Origin of the sequence: Streptomyces africanus, assembly GCF_030816955.1 — a bacterium.
In the GTDB taxonomy this organism is placed as follows: Bacteria; Actinomycetota; Actinomycetes; order Streptomycetales; family Streptomycetaceae; genus Streptomyces; species Streptomyces africanus.
In genome coordinates, this window is the sequence record NZ_JAUSYP010000001.1 from 8,580,480 (window position 1) to 8,602,857 (window position 22,378).

General features: G+C 68.9%; 15 protein-coding genes and 2 pseudogenes. 13 read left to right on the forward strand and 4 right to left on the reverse strand.

Going from position 1 to position 22,378, the window contains the following annotated elements:
• Positions 1-65: 65 nt before the first annotated feature.
• From QF034_RS39040 to QF034_RS39055, 4 genes are all read left to right on the forward strand, one after another.
• Complete coding sequence (locus QF034_RS39040; RefSeq protein ID WP_370880987.1) at positions 66-1,007, forward strand: carbohydrate ABC transporter permease; 942 nt, start codon at positions 66-68, stop codon at positions 1,005-1,007.
• 65 nt (positions 1,008-1,072) lie between these two features.
• A complete protein-coding gene (locus QF034_RS39045) occupies positions 1,073-1,978 on the forward strand; it encodes a carbohydrate ABC transporter permease (RefSeq protein WP_370880988.1) in 906 nt (301 codons plus the stop codon).
• Positions 1,979-2,025: 47 nt separating this feature from the next.
• Entirely contained in the window at positions 2,026-4,236 is a 2,211-nt protein-coding gene (locus tag QF034_RS39050; RefSeq protein ID WP_307179381.1) for a beta-galactosidase, read from the forward strand.
• Positions 4,237-4,257: 21 nt separating this feature from the next.
• A complete protein-coding gene (locus QF034_RS39055; protein ID WP_307179382.1) occupies positions 4,258-6,063 on the forward strand; it encodes an RICIN domain-containing protein in 1,806 nt (601 codons plus the stop codon).
• Positions 6,064-6,207: 144 nt separating this feature from the next.
• Here the strand turns inward: QF034_RS39055 and QF034_RS39060 are convergent, their stop codons facing one another.
• Positions 6,208-7,179, reverse strand: a complete 972-nt coding sequence (locus QF034_RS39060; protein ID WP_307179383.1) for an aldo/keto reductase — start codon at positions 7,177-7,179, stop codon at positions 6,208-6,210.
• 333 nt (positions 7,180-7,512) lie between these two features.
• Here QF034_RS39060 and QF034_RS39065 point away from each other — a divergent pair.
• A pseudogene (locus QF034_RS39065) lies at positions 7,513-7,818 on the forward strand (leucine zipper domain-containing protein); the annotation flags it as partial.
• 440 nt (positions 7,819-8,258) lie between these two features.
• Here QF034_RS39065 and QF034_RS39070 read toward each other — a convergent pair.
• Positions 8,259-10,313 (reverse strand): RICIN domain-containing protein, encoded by a 2,055-nt coding sequence (locus QF034_RS39070; protein WP_307179384.1) that lies wholly within the window; start codon positions 10,311-10,313, stop codon positions 8,259-8,261.
• Between the two features lie 311 nt (positions 10,314-10,624).
• Positions 10,625-11,668 carry a LacI family DNA-binding transcriptional regulator gene (locus tag QF034_RS39075; RefSeq protein ID WP_307179385.1) on the reverse strand — a complete coding sequence of 348 codons (1,044 nt, stop codon included), beginning with the start codon at positions 11,666-11,668 and terminating at the stop codon, positions 10,625-10,627.
• Between the two features lie 314 nt (positions 11,669-11,982).
• Between QF034_RS39075 and QF034_RS39080 the strand changes: the two are divergent.
• From QF034_RS39080 to QF034_RS39110, 7 genes and pseudogenes are all read left to right on the forward strand, one after another.
• Positions 11,983-12,081, forward strand: a pseudogene (locus tag QF034_RS39080) (carbohydrate ABC transporter permease); the annotation flags it as partial.
• A gap of 65 nt (positions 12,082-12,146) precedes the next feature.
• The gene (locus QF034_RS39085; RefSeq protein WP_307179386.1) at positions 12,147-14,165 is read left to right on the forward strand and encodes a beta-galactosidase; all 2,019 of its coding nucleotides are present in this window, start codon (positions 12,147-12,149) and stop codon (positions 14,163-14,165) included.
• 550 nt (positions 14,166-14,715) lie between these two features.
• A complete protein-coding gene (locus tag QF034_RS39090; RefSeq protein WP_307179387.1) occupies positions 14,716-15,792 on the forward strand; it encodes a LacI family DNA-binding transcriptional regulator in 1,077 nt (358 codons plus the stop codon).
• A 451-nt stretch (positions 15,793-16,243) separates the two neighbouring features.
• Positions 16,244-17,626, forward strand: a complete 1,383-nt coding sequence (locus QF034_RS39095; RefSeq protein ID WP_307179388.1) for an ABC transporter substrate-binding protein — start codon at positions 16,244-16,246, stop codon at positions 17,624-17,626.
• A 76-nt stretch (positions 17,627-17,702) separates the two neighbouring features.
• Positions 17,703-18,608: a carbohydrate ABC transporter permease gene (locus QF034_RS39100; RefSeq protein WP_307180084.1), complete on the forward strand. Its 906-nt coding sequence runs from the start codon at positions 17,703-17,705 to the stop codon at positions 18,606-18,608.
• The gene (locus QF034_RS39105) at positions 18,605-19,543 is read left to right on the forward strand and encodes a carbohydrate ABC transporter permease (protein ID WP_307179389.1); all 939 of its coding nucleotides are present in this window, start codon (positions 18,605-18,607) and stop codon (positions 19,541-19,543) included. Before QF034_RS39100 ends, QF034_RS39105 begins: the two co-directional genes overlap by 4 nt.
• A 90-nt stretch (positions 19,544-19,633) precedes the next feature.
• A complete protein-coding gene (locus tag QF034_RS39110) occupies positions 19,634-20,374 on the forward strand; it encodes an alpha/beta hydrolase (RefSeq protein ID WP_307179390.1) in 741 nt (246 codons plus the stop codon).
• A 107-nt stretch (positions 20,375-20,481) separates the two neighbouring features.
• Here QF034_RS39110 and QF034_RS39115 read toward each other — a convergent pair whose 3' ends face one another.
• A complete protein-coding gene (locus QF034_RS39115) occupies positions 20,482-21,138 on the reverse strand; it encodes a TetR/AcrR family transcriptional regulator (RefSeq protein ID WP_307179391.1) in 657 nt (218 codons plus the stop codon).
• 116 nt (positions 21,139-21,254) lie between these two features.
• Here QF034_RS39115 and QF034_RS39120 point away from each other — a divergent pair, with 116 nt between their 5' ends.
• A complete protein-coding gene (locus QF034_RS39120; protein WP_307180085.1) occupies positions 21,255-22,265 on the forward strand; it encodes a glycoside hydrolase family 113 protein in 1,011 nt (336 codons plus the stop codon).
• The last annotated feature ends 113 nt before the right edge of the window (positions 22,266-22,378 follow it).

Here is a 22,378-nt window from a genome sequence, read left to right on the forward strand (position 1 = left end):
CGCGCGGCGGCGTGGGGTCCACCCGTCTCGTCACCCCTGACCCATCCCCTCAGAAAGGCCCGATGATGACTGCCACAACCGCGGCCTACCCCAAGGGCCGGCGCCGGGACGGGCCGGCACGCCCCCGGCGTGGCGGCAGGCGCCACCGCCGGTCGGCAGGGCCGCTGTTCGTCGCACCCTTCATGGTGCTGTTCCTCCTGCTCTTCCTGGCTCCCCTCGGCTACGCCGCCTATCTCAGCCTCTACCAGGAGCGTTTGATCGGCGGGACGGTGTTCGTCGGCCTCGACAACTACGTCCAGGCTCTCGGCGATCCCCAACTCATCCACGGTGTCGGCCGCGTCGCGCTGTTCTTCGTGATCCAGGTGCCCGTGATGCTGCTGCTGGCGCTGTCGTTCGCGCTCGCGCTCGACAGCGGCCTGCTGCGGCTCGCACGTGTGATCCGGCTGGGTATCTTCATTCCGTACGCCGTCCCGAGCGTGGTCGCCGCCCTTATGTGGGGCTACCTGTACGGCCCGGACTTCGGCCCGTTCGCCCAGCTGAGCCGGAATCTCGGCCTGCCGGTTCCGCACTTCCTCAGCGACGGCTGGATGCTGGGCAGCCTGGCGAACATCGTGACCTGGGAGTTCGTCGGCTACAACATGATCATCATGTACGCCGCCCTGCGCACCATCCCCCAGGAGCTGTACGAGGCGGCCGCGATGGACGGAGCCGGTGCCTGGCGCATCGCCCGGTCCATCAAGCTGCCGGCACTGAGGCCGACGCTCCTGCTCACCCTGCTGTTCTCCGTGATCGGCAGCTTCCAGCTGTTCAACGAACCGAAGCTGCTGATGAACATCGCCCCGGACGTGATCAGCAGCTCCTACACGGCGAACCTCTACGCCTACTCCCTCGCCTTCACCGGCCAGCAGGTCAACTACGCGGCCACGGTGTCCTTCCTCCTCGGCCTCGTCATCGTGATCGCCTCCTACGCCGTCCTGCTCACCGCGAACCGCAGGAGGACTTCGTGACGACCTCCCCCAAGTCCTCGGCCACACTTGCACAGGGAGCGCCCCTGTCCCCGAGGGCGTCGATCATCTCGACCACGGAGCAGGCTCCCACCGTGCCGCCGAGAAGGCGCCACCGCCGCAGGGACCGCCGCAGCACTCCGCTGACGATCGCCATGCTGGCCGCCCTCGCCTACTTCCTCCTGCCGCTGCTGTGGCTGCTGGTCGCCTCGACCAAGAGCACCCAGGACCTGTTCAACACCTTCGGTCTGTGGTTCTCGCACGCCCCGCAGTTGCTGACGAACGTCACGGAGACCTTCACCCAGGACGACGGGGTCTTCGTGCACTGGCTGCTCAACACGGCCGTGTACGCGGGTGTCAGCGCTGTCGGTGCCGCGCTGCTCGCGGCGGCAGGCGGGTACGGGTTCGCCAAGTTCCGCTTCCGCGGCGACCGGGCCGCCTTCAACCTCGTCGTGGGCGCCGTCATGGTGCCGACCACCGCGCTGGCGATCCCGACCTACCTGCTCTTCGCGGAGGCGGGCCTGGTCAACACCCCGTGGGCCGTCATCCTGCCCTCACTGGTCAATCCGTTCGGCCTCTACCTCATGCGCGTCTACGCCGAGGACGCCGTACCCGACAGCATCCTGGAGGCCGCCCGCATCGACGGGGCGGGCGAGGTCCGGATCTTCTTCCGGATCGTTCTCAGGCTGCTCGGCCCCGGCCTGGTGACGGTCCTGCTGTTCACTCTCGTGGCGACCTGGAACAACTACTTCCTGCCGCTGATCATGCTCAACGACCCCGACCTGTACCCGATCACCGTCGGACTCTCCTCCTGGGCCGCGCAGGCCCAGAACGGCGGAGCCGGTGCCAGCAGCGACATGCTCGCCCTGGTGGTGACCGGCTCCCTGATCTCGATCATCCCGCTCGTCGTGGCCTTCCTGCTGCTCCAGCGTTACTGGCAGAGCGGCCTGGCCTCCGGCGGCGTCAAGCAGTAGCCCGCACATTCCTCATATCCACCCCTGTTCCTCGGAGGTTTCCCTTCATGGCGGCTCTGCCTGCCCGCGTCCTCTTCGGCGCCGCGTACTACCACGAGTACACGCCTGCCTATGATCCCGAGCTGCAGCCTGACGAACGGCTGAAGACCGACCTCGACCTGATGGCCGAGGCGAACTTCACCGTGATCCGGGTGGGCGAGTCGGTCTGGTCGACCTGGGAGCCGGAGAACGGCCGCTTCGACCTCGACTGGCTCCAGCCCGTACTCGACGGCGCCCACGAACGCGGCATCTCCGTCATCATCGGCACACCGACGTACGCCGCGCCGCCGTGGCTGGCCCGCCAGTACCCGGAGATCACCGCCGAGTCCGCCACCGGGCAGCGCCTCGGCTGGGGCGCCCGCCAGGAGATCGACTTCACCCACCCCGCGTTCCGGTTCCACGCCGAGCGGGTGATCCGCAAGATGGTGGCCCGGTACGTCGATCATCCGGCGGTCATCGGATGGCAGGTGGACAACGAGCCGGGCCTGCACCTCTTCCACAACCGCGGTGTCTTCCAGCGCTTCGTGGACCACCTGCGGGAGAAGTACGGGGACGTCGAGACCCTGAACCGCGAGTGGGGCCTGGTCTACTGGTCGCACCGCCTGTCGACCTGGGCCGACCTGTGGACGCCGGACGGCAACGAGCAGCCCCAGTACGACGTCGCATGGCGGGAGTTCCAGGCCCGACAGGTCACGGAGTTCATCGGCTGGCAGGCCGACCTGGTCCGCGAGTACGCCCGCCCCGGCCAGTTCGTCACCACGTGCATCTCCTACACCCGCCAAGGGGTGGAGGACGACGAGATGACCGACCGCCTCGACATCGCCTCGGGCAACCCGTACTACGACATGCAGGACGGCCTGCTGTTGCCCGACCCCACGCCCGACACCCACGAGCAGAAGTGGAAGACCACCGGGGTCTGGTCGATGTATCAGACGGCGGACTGGATGTTCTCCTCCCGCCAGGAGCCGTTCCTGGTCACGGAGACCAACGCCCAGAGCATCGGTTTCGCGTGGGACAACCGGCCCGGCTACGACGGCCAGTGGCGGCAGGCCGCCTGGGCGCACGTCGCGCGCGGGGCGCGGATGATCGAGTACTGGCAGTGGCAGACGCTGCGCTTCGGCGCGGAGACCTACTGGGGCGGCGTCCTGCCGCACAGCGGGCAGCACGGCCGTACCTACGCCGAAATAGCCCGTCTCGGCGCGGAGTTCGAGGCCGCCGGCCCGCTCGTCGCCGGGCTGGAGCCGGACGCCGACATCACGATGGTCTACTCGATGCCGAGCAAGTGGCTGATGCAGAAGTACCCGCCGCTCGCGACCGCCGACGGTGGACCGGACGCCGCTGCGTACCACCGGTTCTTCGACCCCTTCTACCGCGGCGCCTTCGACGCGGGCCGCCAGGTGCGCATTGTCCACGCCCGCCAGCTGCACGACCCGCGCGGCGTGGGGGTCCCCTCGGCCGAAGGCTGGGGGAGGGAGGGGATGACGCCGGAAGAGGCCGTAAAGCGCCACCCGGTCCTGGTCGCCCCGGCCCTGTACGTCGTCGACGACACCTTGCTCGACTGGCTGGAGGCCTACGCCCGGGCGGGCGGCCACCTGGTGCTCGGTCCGCGCACCGCCTACGCCGACCACGAGGCACGCGCCCGCCACGAGCCGACACCCGGACGTCTCGTCCCCGCCGCGGGCGTGCGGTACGACGAGTTCAGCAACCTCACGGACGAGGTCCCGGTCCGCGCCATGCCCGGCAGCCCGCTCGAGGTGCCCGCGGACGCGACGGCGACGCAGTGGATCGAGGGCCTCGCGGTCGTCGACGCCGACGTGCTCGCCGGTTACGAGCACCCGCACTTCGGCCACTGGCCCGCGGTCACCACCCGCCGCCACGGCGAGGGCCGCGTCACCTGCGTCGGTACGGTGCCGGGCCGCGATCTCGCCCGGACCCTGGCGGAGTGGCTGGCTCCGGCCGCGCGCAGCGGGTGGCGCGACCTTCCCGCGTCCGTCACCGCGACCACCGGCACCTCGCCCGACGGCCGCCGCGTCCACATCGTTCACAACTGGAGCTGGGAGCCCGCGAGCGTCCCCGCACCGGTCGCCCTCTCCGACGCCCTGACGGGCACCTCCATCCTCGCGGGCTCGACGCTGGACCTCGGCGCCTGGGACGTACGCGTCCTCGTCTCCACCGACGCCGACCGGGCGTCGGCCCCTGAAGCAGCCAACCCATCCTGATCCATCCCCTGAGGAGGGGCCATGCAGAGAAGAAGGCTTGGACGAGCCCTCGGAACCCTTGCGGCGACATCCGCGATCCTCGCGATACCCATGAGCGGCGCGCAGGCGTACGACCCGACGGGCGGGACCATGTACCAGCTCGGCAGCGAACCGTGCCTGAAGGGGCGGTTCAACTGCGCGGTCTACCCGAAGTCGGCCGAGCTGCCGAGCGGTCGTCTGGTGGCGTCGTTCGAGAAGTCCACGGTCGTGACGGAGACGGGAAGCGCCGACAAGCAGACCCTCCCGGTCTACAAGAGCGACGACCACGGAACGACGTGGCAGCCGCTGTCGGAGGTCAAGGCTCCGGCGTACCTTTCCAGCGACCCCCAGTACGCGAAGTACACGAGCAACTGGACCAACCCGTATTTCTACGTGCTTCCGCAGGACGTCGGGAACCTGAAGCAGGGCACGCTCCTCCTCGCCAGCGTCGTGTCGGGCGACGACTACTACTACAAGGAGCACAAGGCGGCCGACCCCAACTGGACGCCGACCAACGACGGAGACCGCAAGGACCTGGCGATCGCCCTGTACTCCAGCACCGACGACGGCGCGACCTGGAAGGTCCTCAACGTCGTCGCGACCGGAGGCTGGCAGGGCGGCAGCGCGGGCGCGCTCGGGCAGAGCATCGCGAACGCGAACACGAACAAGCAGGTGGACCCCCTCTGGGAGCCGTACCTGATGGTTCACAAGGGCAAGCTCGTCTGCTACTACTCCGACGAGAACGACTACACCGGCTTCAACGCGACCACCGGCGTCCCGACCCTGGACCCCGCCAACGACACCGCCACGGACTCGATGGGCCAGATCCTCGTCCACAAGACGTGGGACGGCCGGAGTGCGCAGTGGAGCGCCCCCGTCGTCGACATCGCCGGCCTGACCCAGGACATGGGCGGCGGTAAGACGGAGATCGGCGGCGGGCGCCCGGGCATGACGAACGTCGTCCGCACGACCGACGGCAAGTGGATGATCACCTACGAGTACTGGGGCGGCGGGGCCAACACCCGCTACCGGATCGCCGACGACCCGCTGAAGTTCTACACCGGCTCGCCCACCGGCACCGGGGTCAACTCCCTGCCCCTCGACACCGGTTCGCGCGCACTCGCGATGAACGGCAGCCCGGTGATCATCAGGCTTCCCGGGGGGCGCCTGGTCTACAACGCGGCGGGCAGCGGCAACGTCTGGGTCAACGAGAGCGGACGCAGCGACGGTACGTGGAAGGAGTACCAGACCACCTCGCAGGCCGGCTACAGCCGCAACCTGCAGTACGTCGACGCCACCGGCCGCATAGCGATCCTCAACAACCAGGGCACGTCCACGATCGCCTACGCCGAAGTCGACCTCGGCCACTCGGACGGTGCCTACTACCAGCTGGTGAACCGCAAGACCGACCAGGTGATCGGTACCGGCAACAAGACCAACGACGCCAACATCGGCAACGGGGACGTTCCCGACGTCCGGCTCGAGGCCCCGGGCTCGGCTGCGAACGCGGACACCCAGTACTGGCACGTGACGACCGAGCCGAACGGCGGCGTGAGCCTGCTGAACAAGTCCGGCGGCCGCGCGGCGGCCATCTGGACCGGCAATGCCACGGTCGGCCAGAAGATCGGCCAGTGGGTCGACAACAGCAAGACGGGCAGCTGGAACCTTGTCAAGACCAGCGACGGGTTCTACAAGCTGCAGTCGGTCAAGAACACCAGCCTCTACCTGACCGGAGCGACCGCCGGCGCGCAGCTGACCCTGCAGAACGCGGTCACGGACGGCTCCCAGGACTGGGAGCTCGTCCAGTAGGCACCCTTCCGGCGGCGCCCACGCCGTCAGGGCTGCAGGCAACCGCCCAGCGTCACCTCGCTTGAATCCGGGGCCTGGCATCCGCCGCCAGGCCCCCCACCCTCATCCACTCGATCGAACATTGGCCGGTGTTCGAGGGACGGATCAGCTGTAGAAGTTCTTCGGCCAGCGGTGCCTGGACAGCACCGACAGCTCCTTGTCGGTCAGTGGCGGTGCGTCGGCGACCGCCGCGTTGCGTTCGACGTTCGCCAGTGAGCGCATACCGACGATCACGGTGGAGACCGCCTGACCGGCGAGCGCGAACCGCAGTGCGGTGGACGGAAGTTCCTCGATCCCGATTCCCAGGTCGGCGAGGAGCGCGTCCACGTGCTTCTCGACCTGGGCGGGCCGGTCGTCTCTGAAGTACCAGTTGCGCCAGTCGCTCTCGGGGAAGGTGACACCCGCCCGGATCGAGCCCGTGAGGGCGCCTTCGTCGAGCGCGACCCGCCCGATCACACCGACGCCGTGCTCCTCGCAGGCTGGCAGCAGGGCGTCGGACGGGGATTGTTCGAAGATGTTGTAGATGACCTGGACCGTGTCCAGAACCCCGGTCTGCAGCACCGTGAGCACGTTCTCGGGCTGGTGGTCCTTGACGGAGATCCCGAAGAACCTGATCTTGCCCTCCTGTTTGAGGGCGTCCACCGTCTCCAGCCAGTCGCCGCGGCCGGTCCACTCGTCCTCCCAGGTATGCAGCTGGAGGAGGTCGACGTGATCACGGCCCAGCTCCCGGAGGCTGGTCTCCAGGCTCTCGCGGAGGTGCGAGCCGGGAAACGCCGCCATGGGGTCGAGCCCGCTGGGCGTCAGCGAGACCGGGACCTTCGGCCCGACCTTCGTCGCCACGTGCACATTGTCACCGGCGCCCGGATGCTCCCGGAGCGCACGGCCGACGACGCGCTCGCTGCGGTCGTACGCCCTGGCGGTGTCGATGAAGGTGACACCCAGGTCGAGCGCACGGTGCAGGGCGCGAACCCCGGAGTCGTCGTCCGCGCCGACCCAGGCCCCTTGGCCCAGCCCCCAGGCTCCGTAGCCGATTTGGGACACGGTCAGCCCCGTGCGGCCGAGTTTCCGATAACGCATGCGCAGTCAGACTCCCCTGGATGACGACCCGATGGCGAAGGTCGCCCTATGTGCCTTCCGGCCCCACGAGTTGCCTGTACGACGCTACCGACGGTGACACCGAGGCACCACCTCGCGCGAAGATCGAAATTTTCGAGATGTATTGAGAAAGATGACGTATCCACGCCGTGTTCGCCAACTTGCACAGCCACGAGCCGACGATGGCCGTCAACAACGTCGTGGGCCTGGCCCAGATGTATTGATCACGAGCGTTGTTGACACCGGCCGGGCTTGATCACGGCGAAGACCTCCGGTGTGGTGGAGGTGTCGAGTCTTCACCGCACGGAGGTCTTCGTGTCCCACCGTCATGCCCGGCTGACCGTTCACGGCAGGCAGTTGTTGGTCGAACGTGTCCGCACCGGACGCCCTGTCGCGCATGTGGCCGCCGAGATGGGCATCTCCCGCGTCCCCGCTGACAAATGGATGCGCCGCTGGCGGGCCGAGGGTGAGCAGGGACTGCATGACCGGTCCAGCCGTCCGCGCTCGACACCGCACCGCACGACGGGGGCGATCGAGGCCCGGGTGTGCCGTCTTCGGCAGGACCGCAAGCTCGGCCCGGCCCGCATCGGCCCGATCCTGGGCCTGCCCGCCTCGACCGTCTCACCCGACGGTGGATCCGTCGTTTCGCCGCCCTCAACGCCCTGTGGCTGATGCCCATCGGCGCGCGGCCCCGCAAGCTGTTCCAGGCGGCCCCCCTCGCGGTATGTCCAGATACCCTCCTGGGCCAGGGACGGCAGGAGCATCGTCTACTCGTACGACGGAGACGCCGGCGGCGACGGTCTGGCCGCCGTCCACCATCTCTCGCCGGACACCGGTGAGGACACGGTCCTGGCCACCGGAGGCCGGCTCAACCCGGCCCTCTCGTCCGACGGCACACGGCTCGCCTGCCACGACATCACCGGCAATCTCCTCGTCGTCGACGTCGCGTCCGGTGCCGAGACCAAGCTCGCCGCGCCCTTCGGCGGCAACGGCCTCAACGGGCGCCCGCCCCTCGCAGCAAGGGGCGGGCGCACTGGGATGAGCGGAGGATCCTGAGTGTGTCAGTTGACCCGGACGATGTTCCAGAGTTGGTCGTCGACGCTGGCGTCGTTCCACTGGATGACGGATGCGTTCGTGGTGGAGGACTGGGCGACGCCGGCCACCAGTCCACTGCCCGCGTTGACGAGCTTGTAGTAGCCGCCGCCCGCGTCGGTCAGGGTCCACTTCTGGGAGCCGGCGGTGGAGGACGTGTTCTGGACGACTGCCGCGCCTGGCGAGGTCGAAGCGTTGCTGATGTCCAGGTTCAGGCCGCTGTTGACGTTCTTCACGGTCCACGCCCCGCCGCTCTGGGACTGGAAGGTCCACAGCTGGCAGGCGGAGGCGGAGACCTGCCACTGGTCGGTGGCCGTGCCCACGGTGGTGGAGGCGTTGGGGATCTCCAGGTACTTGCCGCTGTTCTTGTTGACCAGGAAGTACTGGCCGCTGGACAGGTTCGGCAGAGCGGTCTGGGTGAGGTTCCACCGCTGGCAGGCGCAGCTGGTGCCGTCCCACTGCCCGGCGGCGGTGCCCACGGTGGTGGAGGCGCTGGGGATCTCCAGGTACTTGCCGGTGAGCCGGTTGAGGACGGTGAAGCCACCTGCCGGGCTCGGGGCGACGGCCCACTCGTGGTCGAGGGTGCCGTTGTCGTCCCACTGCAGGACCTTGGCGCCGTTGGCGGTGGACTGGTTCTGCACGCCCAGCACCTTGCCGCTGGCCACGTTGAAGATCTTGAAGTAGCCGGACGTCTGCTGGACGAAACGCCACTTCTGGTCGCTCGCGTTGTCCGCGTTCTGCTGGGTGGCGTTGGTGCCGTTGGTCGTGGTGCCGCCCACGATGGTGAGCTTCAGGTTGCTGCCCGCGTTGGACGCGGTGTAAGTGGCGCCGTCGGAGATGCCGCCGCCCAGGTCGATGGTGCCGTAGGTGACGGGGTTGAGGCCGGTGCTGGTGAGCCGGCCGCCGCTGAGCACCAGCAGACTGTGGCCGTCCGGCAGCGGGACCATCCCGCGGCTGTACCCGCCGGGGACCTGGGAGCCGATGCGCGTCCAGGTGTTGGCAGCCCCGTTCTGCGTGTTCAGGAACAGGTCGTCAGTGCTGTGGGCGCTGACCACCAGGGTGCCGTTGGCGCCGCCGGTGGGCAGCCAGGTGATGTAAGGCGAGCTGGTGGGGACGGTCCCGTCGGTCGCCTTCAGCGGGATGCCGGTGGCGGACCCGAACGCCTCCGGGTCGGCGGAGATCTTGTAGTACACCGCGAAGTCGCCCTCGGGCGCACCGCCGTACTCGTACGTCATGACGTACTTGCCGTTGGGGAGCTTCGCGACGGTCGGCATACCGGGGCGGCTGCTGTACTCGGGCACCGCGGCGTCGTCGACGACCGGGCCCCAGTTGACGCCGTCCGTGGTGACCTGGTGTACGACCTTCTGGCCGTGGGCGGGGTCGCGCTGGTCGGAGTAGTAGGCGATCAGCTTGTTGCCGGAGACCAGCAGGAACGGCTCCCATACGGGAGTGTGGCCGTTACTGCTCTGGGCCTCGCCGCCGGTGGCGATGTTGCTGACGAAGCTCCAGGTCACACCGTGGTCGGTGCTGGCGTACATGTCGATCTTGATCGCGGATCGGTCGGCGGGGACGGAGGCACCCGCGGCCATGATGGTCCCGGCCGGGTAGTTGCCGATCGCGGTGGGCAGTTCGTACAGCTCCGGTTCCCAGCGCATGCCCCAGCCGTTCTGGGTGTCGGCGACGTTGGAGATCTTGGTCCAGCTGTTGCCGTTGTCGGTGCTGCGGTAGATCGGGAAGACGGGGGTGCCCGACGTGTACTGCTCGAACGTGGCGAGGATCGTGCCGTTGGACGAGCCGCTGTGCTGCAGGCGCAGGCCCCTTGGGTAGAGCGACCCGGGCGAGGGCGCGCCGGACGGCGGGGTGTACAGGGTCTGCGACGGGCGTGAGATGGCGTGCGCCTTGCCCGCGGCGGGAAGGACGAGCCCGCCGACGGCTGCGACCAGGGCCAGCAGCACAAGCATGAGGGGGACGGGGTGGGAACGCGGAGCGGCGCGGTGTCTGGCGCCTGTCTGCGTGGGGGACATGTGCGGCTCCAAGCTGAGGGAACGAGGTGCTGTGAATTGCCCGCCACTTTGGGGATCGGCTCAGCGTGAAGCGGCGGGTGTCCGGGGGAGCAGCGTCGACCGGCTGGGGAGTAGCCGGTGGACGGTCCGGGAGACGGGCCGGCAGGCTTGCTGACGGCCGCGTTGGTGGCAGGGATCGGTGCCGGCGCACGAGCGGATGGCCTGCGGTTACGCCGGTTGGTGCCCGACCTTCCTCACAGAAGGTCTCTTCTCACTTCACCGAGGTGGATGACCCGGAGCCGTGGTGGTGCTCCGATGACGCAGTGCGTCCCTCAGCGGCGGATGGCCGGCGGGGGCGCGGTCGACGAGCGCACGACGAGTTCTACCGGCGGCGCGCTCGCAGGCGGCAGGTCCGTGTCCGGCTTCTCGATGGCGTGCACCAGAAGGCGGATGCCTTCCCGGGCCGCGGCCTCGAAGGGCTGGCGCACGGTGGTCAGGGGAGGCGAGACGTAGGCGAAGACGGGGTTGCCGTCGAAGCCGACGACGCTGATGTCCTCCGGCACACGACGCCCGGCTTCCCGCAGGGCGTGGATGAGGCCGATGGCCATCTCGTCGCCCGCCGCGAAGATGGCGGTCACGGACCTGTCCGAGGCCAGCGCTCGGCCCACGGTATGGCCGGAGGCGGCCGACCAGTCACCGTTGAGCAGCGGCGGCTCGTGCGCGCCCCGCGCAGCAAGCGCCGCCCGCCATCCTTCGATGCGGTCCTTGGTGGCGTACCAGCGCCGCGGGCCGGCGAGGTGATGAACGGTCGGGTGCCCCAGGTCCAGCAGATGCTCGGTGGCAGCCCGAGCCAGCGCGTGGGCGCCCACATCCATGGTCACTGTGCGGGTAGCGGTGAAGGCCGGCGGTGCCCCCAGGAAGAGGACGGGGACGCCGACGCGGACGCCGACGTCCCCTTCCACGATGGGTTCGGAGACGATGACGCCGTCCACGCCCTGTTCGAGGAGTGACTCCACGGCGCCGGCGATACCCTTCGGGTCGCCGTCCGGTGTGTTGACCACACGGAGCGCGTACCCTGCGTCGCGCACGGCCCGCTCGATGTGCACGAGCAGGGAAGCGGTTCCGTACCCGGCGGTGCCCAGGGCGACCACGCCGATGGAGCCGGTACGCCCGGAGGCCAGTGTCCTGGCCGCCTGGTTCAGCCGGTAGCCGAGTTCTTCAGCGGCCGCGAGGACCTTTGTCCGGGCCTTCTCGGAGACGTACGGCTCGTTGTTGAGGACTCGCGACACCGTCTTGCGCGAGACTCCGGCCAGGCGGGCCACGTCCGCACTGCGCGGCGCAGGCGAGTCCACATTCCGCCCCACCTCTGGTGTCATCACGTCTCCTGATGGCCGTATGCCTGCGTCGAACAAGGAAGCTTTGTGACCACGCGGCCTGACCGCGCGGTCATGTCTACGCATCCGCAGGGCGCACGTCAAGACATGTCACAGTACTTCTTCGCATTCACGTGGGTCGAACGGGAAGCCTTGACAATGACTCCCAGGAACGTTCACTCTTCCTGGCGTCCGCCGATCACAATTGTTCGGTCGCGTTTGATTGTGGTCGCTTCGGTGGCCGCTTCCCCTCATCACCCTCTGGCCGACGCCACCTGCCCGAGCACGACTGCCCTGTCAGGAGTCAGAACGCGCCCGCCGGCGCCCTGCTCACCGCGATCCCCACGCTGATCGTGTGCTTCGTGCTCCAGCGCCAGTTCGCGAGCGGGCTCACGCTCGGCGCCAACAAGGGCTGAGCCACCTCCCCCGTACCACCGCCACCTCACCCCCCCGTACACCCACACCCTTCGGAGCACGACCAGTGAGCAGCAAGCACCACCTCCGCCTGCCGGGCATCGCCTACGGCGGGGACTACAACCCCGAGCAGTGGCCCGAGGAGGTCTGGGTCGAGGACATGCGCCTCATGCGTGAGGCGGGCGTGACCATGGTCAGCGTCGGGATCTTCTCCTGGGCACTGCTCGAACCCGCGGAAGGTGTCTACGACTTCTCCCGCATGGACAAGATCCTCGCCATGCTCCAGGAGAACGGCATCGCCGCCGATCTCGCCACTCCGACCGCCGCTCCGCCCGCCTGGTTCTTCAAGGCGTACCCGGAGGCGCTGCCGGTGGACCGGGACGGCCGCACGCTCTCCTACGGCAGCCGCCAGACCTTCTGCCCCTCCAGCCCCGCCTACCGCAAGGCCGCCCTGCGGATCGCGGGCGCCCTGGCCGAGCGGTATGCCGACCACCCGGCCCTCGCCATGTGGCACGTACACAACGAGTACGGCTGCCACAACGCCGCCTGCTACTGCGACACCAGCGCCGCCGCCTTCCGCACCTGGCTGCGCGCCCGCTACGCCGACGACATCAACGCTCTCAACCACGCCTGGAGCACCACCTTCTGGAGCCAGTGGTACTACTCCTGGGAGGAGGTCCTGCCGCCCCGCGCCACCGGCGCCGACCCCAACCCCGCCCACGGCCTCGACTGGCGGCGCTTCTGCTCCGACGAACTCCTGTCGCTGTGCACCGCCGAGCGCGAGGTCCTTCGCCGCGCCGCCCCGGACATTCCCGCCACCACCAACTTCATGGTCATGCGCAACTTCGACGCTCTGGACTACTGGCGCTGGGCACCCGAGCTGGACATCGTCTCCAACGACCACTACCTGATGTCCGACGACCCGGAATCCGAGATCGACATCGCACTCAGCGGCGACCTGGTGCGCTCACTGGCCGGCGGCCGCCCCTGGCTGCTGATGGAGCACTCCACCGGAGCCGTCAACTGGCAGCCCGTCAACCGCGCCAAGAAGCCCGGCGAGATGCGCCGCAACGCCCTCGCCCACGTCGCCCACGGCGCCGACGGCATCGCCTACTTCCAGTGGCGGGCCGCCAGGGCCGGCGCCGAGCAATGGCACTCCGCGATGCTGCCGCACGCCGGCACCGACAGCCGCATCTGGCAGGACGTCGTACAACTCGGCGCAGACCTCAAGGCACTTGCCGAAGTACGGGGCAGCACCAGCCCCGCCCGCACCGCCATCGTCTGGGACTGGGACGCCCGCTGGGCCCTCGAACAACCCTCCCAGCCCAGCGGCGCACTGCGCTTCCAGGACCTCGTACGGGACTGGTACGTGCCGCTGTGGCGGGCAGGCGTCGCAGTCGACTTCGTACGCCCCGACGCCCCTGACCTGGACCGCTACCGGCTCATCCTCGCCCCGTCCCTCTATCTGGTGGACGACGCGGGCGCGGCCAACCTCGCGGCGTTCACCGAGCGCGGCGGCACCCTGGCCGTCGGCTTCCACAGCGGCGCGGTCGACGAGAACTGCCACGTCCGCCTCGGCGGCTATCCCGGAGCCTTCCGGGACGTCCTCGGCGTGCGCACCGACGAACTGTTCCCGCTGCTGCCTGGCGAGACGGTCGGCCTCACCGGTGAGGTGCCGCCCGGCGCCACAGCCGACCTGTGGTCGGAACGTCTACGGCTCGCCGGCGCGGACGCCATCGCCTCGTACACCGACGGTTCCCTGGCCGGAGTCCCGGCCGTCACCCGCCACCACCACGGCAACGGAACCGCCTGGTACGTGGCCACCAGGCCCGACCCCGCCACCTTGGCCGCTCTCATCGACCGCATCCGCCAAGACGCCGGAATCCAACCGGAACGCGACGCACCGGCCGGGGTGGAGGTGGTCCGGCGCCGCGGTACCGACGCCGACTACCTGTTCCTGATCGACCACACCGGAAAGGGCGCCCAGATCCTCGCCGAAGGCACGGAACTACTCACCGGCAAGCCGGTCTCCGGAACGGTCACCGTCTCTCCTGGAGGCATCGCGGTCGTCCGCGAGCCGCACTGACGGCTTCTTCTGTGGGGGGCGCTCACGCATTCCACTGACTGCTGCTGAGATTGTCCGGCCACCCGTTACTCGGCCGACTTTGGCGCGCCTCGCGTCCCGGTGCGCCGCCTGCCGACTCACAGGTCGCGCAGAGCCGCGAGCGTGGCGTCCAGGTCGGCTGGGCGGTTGTGCGGCAGCTCGGCGGGCAAGCCGACAGGTGTTGGTGAGCGCGGAGAAGACACTGTGGCGCGGTCCGATGTTCTCGGGGACGCGTATACGAACCGCGCCAAGACGACTGCCCGGGAGCCGGTGCCGCGTCCCGCAAGACCACATGGTCGGCCCCGGCGGCGACAAGTGACGCTTCGGGGGCGCGAATGCGCTGCTCAGAAGCAGTTTTGCGCCGTCGACAGGTCGTCGCGCGACACCTGCTCCCTGGCTTCTCCCCGAGGGCGCGAGCCTGAAAGAAACTGTGCACACACCCTTGACGCGCGATCGCGAATTGCGTAAACAATGACCGCGCGGTCATACAGATGACCTCGAAAGATTCCGGCGTTCGGCCAGAGGAGACACCATGACACCAGTGGGAGGACGGGGCGGGAGCCCCTCCGCGCCGCGCAGTGCCGATGTCGCCCAGCTGGCCGGCGTCTCCCGCAAGACCGTGTCGAGAGTCCTCAACAACGAGCCCTACGTCTCCGACGACGTACGGCGACGCGTCATCGAAGCCGCCGAAAAACTCGGCTACCGGCTGAACAACGCGGCCCGGGCACTGGCCTCTGGACGAACACGATCCATCGGTGTGGTCGCTCTGGGCACAGCCGGGTACGGAACCGCCTCACTGCTCGTGGCCATTGAGAAAGCCGTACGGGACTCCGGTTACGCACTCCGAGTGGTCAACACACTGGACGGCGAACCGGACGATATCGCCCGCGCCGTGGATTCCCTCCTGGAACAGGGCGTGGACGGCATCATCGTCTCCGAGCCCGTCCTCGAAGGAGAGGTGTCCGTCCGCGTCGACGTGCCGGTCCTCTTCCTCGGCGCACCACCGGCCTTCGGCGGTCCTCGAGCGATGACCGCAGGGACCGGCGCCGATCTGCTGGCGCGGGCCGCCACGGACCACCTGCTCGATCTGGGGCACCAGACCGTCCACCACCTCGCCGGACCGCTGCGCTGGTACGCCGCCAGGGACCGTGTCGAGGGATGGCGAGCAGCACTGGCGGCACGGGGCAGGCACCAACCGCCCCTTGTCGAAGGCGACTGGTCCGCCGACTCCGGTTACCAGGCGGGCCGCGAACTGGCCGCCGACCCGGAGGTGACCGCGGTCTTCGTCTCGGGCGACGACATGGCAATCGGCTTGATCCACGCCCTTGCGGAAGCCGGTCGGCGCGTGCCCCACGACGTCAGCGTCATCGGCTTCGACGGCAACCCCGTCTTCGCCTACGTCACTCCACCCTTGACCACCGTGCGCCAGCCGTTCGACGCCGCAGCCAGAGAGGGTGTCAGGCTTCTCGTCCACGCCATCGAAAAGCCCGACACCGAAGTGCCACCGGCGAGCGACCCACCGGTCGAACTCGTCGTCCGGGCCTCGACTGCACCCCCACCGTCCTCCCCGGCCGGACGGCGCACCTTATCGCCACGGTCACACATCTGATCTCAGCTGTAAGCCGGACGGGCAGTTGCAGTCGCGAACGACCCGCCGGTCGAACTCGTCCGCGGTGCCTCGACAGCACCCTCGCACCCCGGAGGGCCCCTGGGCGCGGGCGGCGCGCGGCCTCCCGCTTGCACGACGGGGCGCACGCACCCCCGTCAGCAGACAGACCACCAACCGATCACCTTTGACCGGGCGGCACAACACTCACGGCCGGGCGGATGAGACCGCCTTGGTTCACCACCACCTCTGAACCTGCACGACCGTGGACTGCCCGCTGTGCGCCGCGCGTGACGCACGTCGGCAACAGCACACGTGACCTGCACCTGAACATGGCGACCGCGATGCCGCAGTAGCGACATTGCGCACTGCCTTCCCTTCCCCTGCCTTCGCCTGCCGTGCGACGCGTCCTTATTCAGACGCGCTGTCCCTCAGCCCATCGATGGAGTTCACCATGCCCGGATCATTCGTTCCCGCGTCCCCCATGAACCGTCGGTTCTTCCTCACCGCGACGGGCGCGGTGTCGCTCGGCGCCGCACTGTCCGCCTGCGGCGGCGGCAGCTCCGGCGGATCGTCGTCCGCCAAGCGGGTCAGCCAGGCCGACATCGACAAGGCGATGAAGACGCCCACCCGGCTGACGTTCTGGACCTGGGCGCAGAACATCGACCAGGAAATCGCGCTCTTCGAGAAGAAGTACCCGGCCATCAAGGTCAAGGTCGTCAACGCCGGCCAGGGCGTCGCCCAGTACACGAAACTGCGCACCGCGCTCAAGGCCGGCACCGGAGCTCCGGACGTGGCACATATCGAGTACCAGGAGATCCCGACCTTCACCCTCACCAACAGCCTGCTGGACCTGAGTCCGTACGGCGCGTCGGCGCTGAAGGACAAGTTCGTCGACTGGACCTGGGTACAGGTCAGCGGACCCGCCGGCCAGGTCTGGGCGATCCCGCAGGACACCGGGCCGATGGGCATGCTGTACCGAAAGGACATCTTCGACAAGCACGGCATCCAAGTGCCGGACACCTGGGACGAGTTCGCGGCAGCGGCGCGCAAGCTCCACAAGGCCGACCCGAGTGTCTACCTGACCAACCTCGCACCGAACGAGCCCGCCGCCTGGCACGGCCTGCTGTGGCAGGCAGGCGCCAAACCGTATGCAACCTCCGGCAAGAGCACCGTCTCGATCAGCGTCGACGACGCGATCTCCAAGAAGCTCGCCGGTTTCTGGGGCGGGCTTGCGAAGGAAGGGGTCATCAGCACCGACCCGGACTTCGCCGACGCGTGGTACACCGGGTTCAACAAGGGCAAGTACGCCACCTGGCTCACCGCGGCCTGGGGCGCGGGCTTCCTGGCCGGGTCGGCCAAGGCCACCACGGGCAAGTGGCGTGCGGCGCCGCTGCCGCAATGGGACGCCTCCAAGCCGACCTCGGGGAACTGGGGCGGCTCGAGTATCGCGGTCATCAAGACGACCAAGAACGCGATCGCCGCGGCGCTGTTCGCCCAGTTCCTCAACAGCGACCCGGCGAGCACGAAGATGTTCGCCACCAAGCAGTTCCTCTTCCCGTCCACCAAGGCCCTGCTCGCGGACTCGAGTGTCACTGGCGAGACGAGTGCCTTCTACGGCGGTCAGAAGGCCACCCAGGTGTTCGCCGACATCAGCGACACGGTCTCCCCCTCGTTCCAGTGGCCGCCGTTCCTCGACCAGGTGGCCACGGACTGGACCGAGACCGTCGGCAAGTCCTTCGCCCAGAAGTCCGACACCGTCGCCGCGCTCGGCAGCTGGCAGAAGCGCATCACGACGTACGCCAAGAGCCAGGGCTTCACTGTCAAGGGGGCGTGAGATGACCACCCCCAAGCTCTCGACCGCGCTCGAACAGGGGCTACCCCCATCGATCGCGTCTCCCGCCCACGAGCCAATGCGAGCAGAACCGGCGCGTCGCCGGCCCGGTGGCGGACGCGTCCACCGGGCTGCCGGACCGCTCTTCGTCGCACCGTTCCTGGTGCTGTTCCTGTTGCTCTTCCTCGCCCCGCTCGGCTACGCCGCCTACCTCAGCCTCTTCCAGGAACGTCTCGTCGGCGGAACGACCTTCGTCGGACTCGGCAACTACGTCACCGCCCTGAAGGATCCGATCCTCCTGCACGGGGTCGGGCGCGTCGCGCTGTTCTTCGTGATTCAGGTGCCGCTGATGCTGCTGCTGGCCCTGTTGTTCGCCCTCGCGCTCGACAGCGGCCTGCTGCGGCTGGCGCGCGCGATCCGGATCGGCATCTTCATGCCGTACGCCGTGCCCGGCGTGGTCGCCACGCTCATGTGGGGCTACCTGTACGGGCCGGACTTCGGCCCGTTCGCCCAGCTGAGCCGGAGGCTGGACCTGCCGGCCCCGCACTTCCTCAGCGACGGCTGGATACTCGGCAGCCTCGCGAACATCGTGACCTGGGAGTTCGTGGGCTACAACATGATCATCCTGTACGCGGCTCTGCGGACCATTCCTCCGGAGCTGTACGAGGCGGCCGAAGTCGACGGAGCAGGCGCCTGGCGGACCGCCTGGTCCATCAAGCTGCCCGCGCTGCGGCCCACGCTCCTGCTGGTCCTGCTGTTCTCGGTGATCGGCAGCTTCCAGCTGTTCAACGAACCGAGCCTGCTGATGCGTCTCGCGCCGGATGTCATCAGCAGTTCCTACACCGCGAACCTTTACGCCTACTCCCTCGCCTTCACCGGCCAGCAGCTCAACTACGCGGCCACGGTGTCCTTCCTCCTGGGCCTGGTCATCGTGATCGCCTCCTACGCCATCCTGTTCATGTCGAACCGACGGAGGGCCGCATGACGACCACAACTCCCGCGGCCACGATCGCCCCACCGGCGGACCGTGCTCCCACCGCACACCGGGAGCGGCGCAAGCCTTCGGCCCACCGCCGCCGCAGCACCCCGCTGACGATCGCCATGCTGGCCGCCCTGGCCTACTTCCTGCTGCCGCTGTTCTGGCTGCTGGTTGCCTCCACCAAAAGCACCCAGGGCCTGTTCAACACCTTCGGCCTGTGGTTCTCCCATGCCCCGCAGCTGCTGACGAACATCCGGGCGACCTTCACCCAGGACGACGGTGTCTTCGTCCACTGGCTGCTCAACACCATCATGTACGCCGTCGTGAGCGCGCTCGGGGCGGCGATGCTCGCGGCGGCCGCCGGGTACGGCTTCGCCAAGTTCCGCTTCCGCGGCGACCGCGCCGCCTTCAATCTCGTACTCGGCGCCATCATGGTCCCGGCCACCGCCCTGGCGATCCCGACCTATCTGCTGTTCGCCAAGGCGGGCCTGGTCAACACCCCGTGGGCCATCATCCTGCCCTCCCTCGTCAACCCCTTCGGTCTCTACCTCATGCGCGTCTATGCGGCCGACGCCGTCTCGGACAGCCTCCTGGAGGCCGCCCGCATCGACGGGGCCGGCGAGGCGCGGATCTTCTTCCGGATCGTCCTGCGGCTGCTGGCGCCGGGCCTGGTGACGGTCCTGCTCTTCACGCTCGTCGCCACCTGGAACAACTACTTCCTGCCGTTGATCATGCTCAACGACCCGCGCCTGTACCCCATCACGGTCGGACTCGCATCCTGGGCAGCCCAGGCCCAGAACGGCGGAGCGGGGGCCAGCAGCGACATGCTCCCACTCGTCGTCACCGGTTCCCTGATCTCCATCGTGCCGCTCGTCATCGCCTTCCTCCTGCTCCAGCGGTACTGGCAGAGCGGCCTGGCCACCGGGAGCGTCAAACAATGATGCACGCGTGCTCCTCCTCGTACCACTGGCGTTCGCGGAGCCGCTCGACCGCCGGCGGGCCCTGGCAGGTAGGGCGGCGGGTGACAGGTCATGAGTGACGATTCGACAGCCCTGACGTTTCACCCGCTTCCGAGCGACGTGCCGCGCCCGGCTGCGGGAGCCCCGGCGGTGATCGTCATGCCGGGCGGCGGCTACACCTACCTCGCTCCGCACGAGGGGAAGCCCGCCGCGGAGTGGCTGGGGCGACTCGGGTTCGCCGCCTGGGTACTCGAGTACCCGGTGGGGCCGCAGGACGTGCACCCCGCGCCGCTCAACTCCGCACGGGCGGCGATGCGGCGGGCGCGCGCGGAGGCGCCGGGGCTCGGGGTCGACCCGGCGCGCATCGGCGTCCTCGGCTTCTCTGCGGGCGGCCACCTCGCCGCCCACCTCGCCGCCGGCCCGGACACGGCCGACGACGAGCGGCCCGCGTTCGCGGTGCTGTGCTACCCGGCGACGTCGTGGCACAGCTTCGGGCCCGCGGCCGGCGAATCGGGCGCGGACCCGCTCATCGGCCCCGCCTCGACCCCCGGGAAGCGCCGCGCGGTCTCCATCGAGTTGATCGCCGTCCCGCAGACGCCGCCGACCTTCATCTGGCATTGCGCGGACGACGACATAGTCGGGGTTGACCATGCCCTGTCCCTGACCCAGCGCCTGGCCTCCATGGAGATCCCGGTGGAGCTCCACGTCTTCCCCACCGGCGGCCACGGCGCCGGACTGGCCGAGGGCATGACGCCCGCCGGCGCGTGGACGTCCCTCTGCGCGGAATGGCTCCGGAGGACGGTCGCGATCTGACACGGCGTCATCTACGTTCGATCGGCTAACGAGGATGATGACGGACGGGTGCATCGGCACGTTCCGGATCTACTGTTTGCCCAGCGGATGCCCCAGTTGGGTCGACTTCACGGCTGGGTGCGTCGCTCGGCGGCGTCGAACGCGGGCGCGAGCGGGGCCAGTGCCGCGCGGAGTTGGTCGGGCAGTGAGCCGGAGGGCACGACCAGTCCTCCGGCGCCGAAACTCCCGGCGGCCCCCGCGTGTCCGGTCGGCTGGAGCCAGCCTTCCAATGCGATGCGAACCGCCGCGGCCACGCTCGCCGCGAGAACGCGGGCTGTGTGCGCTCCGGCGTCACCTAGGCGTTCGGCGATCACCGCCGTGAGAGGGGGCTCGATGTCGGCGGTGGTGTCGAGGAACGCGTCGCGCAGCGCGGTCCGGGTGGTGATCAGCAGCAGTGCCTCGTGTTCGCGCTCACCGGTGTTCGTGTACTGCTCGACCACTGCTTCGGTGACGGCGTCAGCCAGGCGCACTCCTGCGGGCCGGGCCACGACCGCCGCCGCGATCCGCGCCTCCCGGTCCGCGGTAACAGCGGAGACGATCGCCTGCTCACGGCTGGCGAAGTAGTTGTTGTAGGTGCGCGGCGAGACCCCGGCCGCCTCGGCGATGTCCTCGACCCTGACCTGGTCCGGCCCGCGCTCCACGGCCAGGCGCAGGGCCGCCTCGCGTAGCGCCTCACGCGTGGCCTGCTTCTTCCGCTCCCGCAGCCCTGGTGGTGGTGTCGTCACGGCGTCAGCGTTCCACACAGGGCTGCGTGCACGCAAACTTGCGTGCACGCACTTTTACTGTCAGCCTCGACCCGACCGGGACCGACGGAGAGGACGTCACCATGCGAGCAAGAGGAATGACCTACGACAGCGGATTCGTCGTGCACGGCCAGATGTCCCGCGAGCACTTCGACCCCGCGGTGGTCCGGCGCGAGCTCGCCATCATCCGCGACGACCTGCACTGCAACGCGGTCCAGATCATCGGCGGCGACCCGGACCGACTGGAGTTGGCCGCCGGTGCCGCCGCCGAGCTCGGCCTGGAGGTCTGGTTCTCGCCCTATCCGCTGGAGCTGGATCCGGAGCAGATCCTCACGCTCTTCCGTGACTGCGCCGAGCGAGCGGAACGGCTCCGGCAGCAGGGGGCCACAGTCGTGTTCGTCGCAGGGGTCGAGCTGAGCGTGATGAACCGCGGGTTCCTGCCCGGAGAGAGCCCCGAGGAGCGGGTCGAGCAGCTGATGAGCCAACCCGAGCGGCGGGCCGAAGCGATGCGCGAGCTTGGCGTGCGCATCAACGCATTCCTCCGCGACGCCACGGCCACGGTCCGCGAGCGCTTCCAGGGCAGACTCACCTACGCATCCATCCAGTTCGAGCAGGTCGACTGGACTCCCTTCGACATTGTGACGTTCGAGCTGATCCGCTCCGCCGAGGTCGCCGACCGGTTCCGGGACGCGGTGCGCACCCTGGCCCAAGGCCCGAAGCCGCTCGGTATCACCGGGTTCGGCACCGCGGCCTACCGCGGCGCGGGAGACCGCGGTGGGCGGGTACTGGAAGTGGTCGAGCACGACCCAGAGACCAAAGCCCCTGTACGACTGAACGGCATATACGAGCGTGACGAGGCCGGCCAGGCCGCATATCTGAGCGAACTGCTGGAGATCTTCGAGACCGAGGGCGTGGACAGCGCGTTCGTGTTCTTGTTCGCCTTGCCTGGCTACCCGCACCGCCCGGACGGCGACCCCAGGGACGATCTGGACCGGGCCGGCCTGGGCATCGTCAAACTCCTCGAAGGGCGCCGGGGGCAGACCTACCCCGACATGGAATGGGAACCCAAGGCCGCCTTCGCGGCAGTGGCGCAGCGGTATCGGAGGTGACAGGCCCCGCACACGGTGACCACGGCTCGGGATCTGCACTGCGCGGCAGTGCAGATCCCGCATCAGTGCAGGTCAGAAACGTTGCCTAGTGCCAAGTACCGATCCTCGTCACA

Bases quoted from the DNA above. Each gene is read 5' to 3' on its own strand.
- QF034_RS39040 (WP_370880987.1), top strand. From the start codon at position 66: ATGACTGCCACAACCGCGGCCTACCCCAAGGGCCGGCGCCGGGACGGG.
- QF034_RS39050 (WP_307179381.1), top strand. From the start codon at position 2,026: ATGGCGGCTCTGCCTGCCCGCGTCCTCTTCGGCGCCGCGTACTACCAC.
- QF034_RS39055 (WP_307179382.1), top strand. From the start codon at position 4,258: ATGCAGAGAAGAAGGCTTGGACGAGCCCTCGGAACCCTTGCGGCGACA.
- QF034_RS39060 (WP_307179383.1), bottom strand. From the start codon at position 7,179: ATGCGTTATCGGAAACTCGGCCGCACGGGGCTGACCGTGTCCCAAATC.
- QF034_RS39070 (WP_307179384.1), bottom strand. From the start codon at position 10,313: ATGTCCCCCACGCAGACAGGCGCCAGACACCGCGCCGCTCCGCGTTCC.
- QF034_RS39075 (WP_307179385.1), bottom strand. From the start codon at position 11,668: ATGACACCAGAGGTGGGGCGGAATGTGGACTCGCCTGCGCCGCGCAGT.
- QF034_RS39090 (WP_307179387.1), top strand. From the start codon at position 14,716: ATGACACCAGTGGGAGGACGGGGCGGGAGCCCCTCCGCGCCGCGCAGT.
- QF034_RS39095 (WP_307179388.1), top strand. From the start codon at position 16,244: ATGCCCGGATCATTCGTTCCCGCGTCCCCCATGAACCGTCGGTTCTTC.
- QF034_RS39100 (WP_307180084.1), top strand. From the start codon at position 17,703: ATGCGAGCAGAACCGGCGCGTCGCCGGCCCGGTGGCGGACGCGTCCAC.
- QF034_RS39105 (WP_307179389.1), top strand. From the start codon at position 18,605: ATGACGACCACAACTCCCGCGGCCACGATCGCCCCACCGGCGGACCGT.
- QF034_RS39110 (WP_307179390.1), top strand. From the start codon at position 19,634: ATGAGTGACGATTCGACAGCCCTGACGTTTCACCCGCTTCCGAGCGAC.
- QF034_RS39120 (WP_307180085.1), top strand. From the start codon at position 21,255: ATGACCTACGACAGCGGATTCGTCGTGCACGGCCAGATGTCCCGCGAG.